The organism is Candidatus Oscillochloris fontis (genome assembly GCF_004138135.1).
Taxonomy (GTDB): domain Bacteria; phylum Chloroflexota; class Chloroflexia; order Chloroflexales; family Chloroflexaceae; genus Oscillochloris; species Oscillochloris fontis.
The window spans coordinates 1-3,915 of the sequence record NZ_RYFD01000096.1 but is presented as its reverse complement, the minus strand read 5'-3'; the positions used below and the strand labels follow the sequence as shown (position 1 = coordinate 3,915).

Sequence of the window (3,915 nt, the reverse complement as noted above, 5' to 3'; positions counted from 1 at the left end):
CGCTACGGGCGACGCAAGGAGCATGATCTGGCACGAAAGACCGTCTTTATCCGTACATACGTACTGCGTAAGGTGAGTCTTTAATTTTGGAATCGTGCACCTACGCAATGCCAGCCCGACCTTGGATTATTTGAGTATGCAGTACAACTATCGCAATGCGGTAGAAGTTGCTGGTGAAGCGTGGAATACCAACAACCTGAGCAGCACGAGTGTCATCTACTGGCTACATGATGATGTGACAGTCGCAGCCAATAACACCCTCACGATTGCGGCTGGGGTGAAGATCAAGGCTGATGCCAATGCTGGTATGTTTATTTTTGGTAAATTGACTGCCAATGGCACGTTTAGTGCGCCGATCTTCTTCACCTCGGAGAAGGATGATACGGTGTGTGGCTATGGTGCCTTCGATGAACTGGTCTGTGATACCGACAATGCGGTTGGTGAGCCAAACACAGGTAACTGGGGCATCATTGAGTTTGAGGATAGTAGTGACAATACGAGTAGCCTGACGCGGGCAGTGTTGCGCTATGGGGGATATGGAAATCCCTATGGGAATGGGGAAAGCTTTAATTTTGGCATTGTGCGCTTGCGCAATGCCAGCCCTACCCTGGATTATCTCAGTATGAGCAACAACTACCGCAACGGGGTTGAGTTAGAGGCTGGGGATTGGAACGATAACACCCTCAAGAGTAGCACTGTGATCTACTGGCTAGGTGGGGATGTGCGGGTTGCGCCATATCAGACCTTCACGATAATACCGGGGGTGAAGATCAAGCCTGCAGCCACCAACAGTTTCCGGGTGAGTGGCACGCTGATCGCCGACGGCACCCCGGCCACTGATGTCAGTGCTGCCAACCCGATCATCTTCACCTCGGAGCGTGACGATACGGTGTGTGGGTTGGGTGCGAGTAATGAGCAGGTGTGTGATACCAACAATCTGGTAAATACACCAGCCAGCAATAACTGGGGCTTTATTGAGTTCCTGAACGATAGTGATGATACAAGTAGCCTCAGCTATGTCGTTGTGCGCTATGGTGGCTATGGAAGATCATACGGTGATGCATCAATCTTTAATAGTGGAGCCATACGCCTCAACGCCGCTGCACCAACCATTGCGTCCGTGCGGCTTCAGCAGAACTATATCGGGATTGATTTACTGAATGGCGCACAGCCCGACCTCACGACATGTAACGACTTTGTGGGCAATCAACTCTACGCCATGCGCAACAACCAACCCGCCAGCGTCGTCAACGCGCCCAACCAGTGGTGGGGGAATGGGAGTGGGCCAACCTATAACGACAATCCGGGAGGGACGGGGCAAGCGATCACGGATGGGATCACCTATAGCCACTGGGCCAGCAGTGAATGTGCGAGTTATACACCCGTACCGCCCACCACCCGATGGTTGGTGATGATCTATATGGGTGGGGATAACCAGGGCGATCATGTGGCAAGCCTCAGCCCGCCGATGCGTGAACTGCTCACCCGGCTGAGTAGTATGCCCTACAACCCCAACATGCGCCTGGTGGTACTCTTTGATGGCGACAAGCCGGGTGGTGGCGACACCTATATCTACACCCGTGAAGCGAGTGGGATGCAAAATGTTACCGAGCAGGCGGCACGGAGTTGGCTCGGCGGGATGGGCGGTACGAGTGGGGCGCGTGAGATAGATACCGGCAGTGCCGCCAGCCTGAGCAACTTCGTCAACTGGGCCGTGGCCACCTACCCCGGCAGCACCTACAAGATGCTCTCGATCATTGACCATGGCGGTGGCTGGGCACCGACGATTGGGCTGCCGGGACAGCCCCGCACGGGGGGCGACGTACAGGCCGGTAGTTGGCGCGGCATGAATTTGGATACCACCACCGTTGGCGGTAATTCGCTCTCGACCCGCAACATTGGCGAGGCGCTGCGCAACACCACGCATCTGGATCTGCTCTTCCTCGATGCCTGTCTGATGGGGATGCTGGAGAATGCCTACGAGCTACGCAACTATGCGGATTACCTCGTGGCGGGTGAGAATGTCCTGTTTGCTAATCTACCCTACCAGATCTACCTGGACAAAGATGGGCTAACCGCTGCCACCTCGCCGTTGGGGCTTGCACGCCGTATCGTTGCCAACTACAACAGTGGAGTGAATGCACAGGATCACCCCTTCGCCCTGAGTGTCCTCGATCTGCGCCAACTGCGTAGCGGGGTGACCGGGAGTGTGCCGAGCATCCTCAACCGGCTGGCCGAGCAGATCAGCGCGGAACTGCCCGCAACCCCCAATGCGAACACGCCCTTGGTGCAAGCATTGGTGACGATCTACAACGCAAGCCAGAAGTTTGACTATGACAGCAGCCTGGAGCTTGATGCGCGTGAGGGCTATGTGGATCTGGTTGACTTTGCCAGCCGCCTACGCGACTCGTCTAACCCGGCCATTACGTTTGAGATACGCACCACTGCGGGCGAGCTGGTCGCCGCCGCGACGACCGGCACTACCCCACTGATTGACACCAGCCGAACGGTGAGCGGCAGCTATGAGGGCAAAACCTGGAACCTGAATGGGGCTAACGGCTTGGCGATCTTCTTGCCTCTAGGCGAGCAAGACTACCGCCCAACCAAGGCCAATCCGAGCAACTTCAACGAGCCATTCCAGGCCGAGCGCCAGATGCGCTACTATGCCGACCCGACCCAACTGATGTTGACGCGGGATGTGCCAGCCTGGGCGGCGTTGTTGGTGCAACTCGAACCAGCCATCCCGATCATCCGCACCGGGCCGGGCGGCTTGCCGGGGCCAGTTGGGGCCAGCCTGAGTAGCCAACTCAGCACGGTGATAGATACGCGGGCCTTTAACATCCCCGGCCAGGTCGTTACCGCTGTGGACTACAAGGTCTACCTGCCGCTCGTCACGCGGTAAGATAACAAAATCCACATCAACCGCAGAGGACGCAGAGAACGCAGAGGAAGAACCGGAGGGAGCTATGCTGGGTATCAACAGCTATCGAACCCCATCCCTCTGCGTCCTTTGCGTTCTCTGCGGTCAACAACGCGATTGGGTACTCAGGGTGGCTACACCCTTTCCCCCAAGTGTGAGCAGTCACGCGTTAAGTTGGAGAATATACCCCAGCCCGCGCCGGGTCTGAATGAGGCTGGCCCCCGGCGCGACGCGGGCCAGGGCGCGGCGCAGGCTGTTGAGGGCTTGATCAAGTGCCCCGGCATCCATGCCGGGGTCATAGTCACGGCCCCAGATGGCCTCGGCGCAACTTTCGCGGGAGCAGATCGCTCCCGCGTTGTTGTACAAATGGAGTAATAAACGCCCCTGCATACGAGTCAATTCTAAGGGGCGTCCATCAAGGGTGAAGGTCATAGTTGGAGGATCGTAGCGCAAGCGATCCCCATCGAGATCATCGGCCTCGCTCAGGGCAGCCACCTCGGTGGGGTCGGGGTCAATAAAGCGCACATGGGCAGTAGGTGCGCCGAGGCCAATCAGGTCGTCATTGTCGAGGAGATGTGTGCCATTGATGCGGCTACCATTAACGAAGGTACCATTACGACTATCAGCATCCTGGAGGTGGTAGCGCGGGCCGTGGCGTGCGATGGTGGCATGCAGACGCGAGATCAGCGATCCTTCGACCACCAGATCGCAACTGGTACTGCGCCCCAGGGTACACGAGTCGCGCACGATGACATACTGTTGGGGCGTAACACTTGGCACTAGGCCAATCAGAACCGGATGTTGCCCATAGATTGCTGTCTCGTCCATGTACACTGCTCCTAGCTCACCAAGCGCTGATGTTTTTCTGAGGTTAGAACACTATTATTCTTGCGGGGTTTATCTTACCATAGGTACAGAGTATCCGTTCAGGGTGGGTCACTCCTGAGTTGCGAGAATCAGTAGAATCCGGCATACTACCGCTATGGACGAGCCAC

2 protein-coding genes are annotated in these 3,915 nt (G+C 56.8%); one reads left to right on the top strand and one right to left on the bottom strand.

The genetic code is table 11. From position 1 onward, the window contains the following. The first annotated feature begins 136 nt into the window (after nt 1–136). Nucleotides 137–2,902 carry a clostripain-related cysteine peptidase gene (locus EKD03_RS17950; RefSeq protein ID WP_129633798.1) on the top strand — a complete coding sequence of 922 codons (2,766 nt, stop codon included), beginning with the start codon at nt 137–139 and terminating at the stop codon, nt 2,900–2,902. Nucleotides 2,903–3,082: 180 nt separating this feature from the next. On the opposite strand, the gene EKD03_RS17945 is transcribed toward EKD03_RS17950, so the two are convergent. Beyond that, nucleotides 3,083–3,748, bottom strand: a complete 666-nt coding sequence (locus tag EKD03_RS17945) for an FHA domain-containing protein (protein WP_129633796.1) — start codon at nt 3,746–3,748, stop codon at nt 3,083–3,085. Between the last annotated feature and the right edge of the window lie 167 nt (nt 3,749–3,915).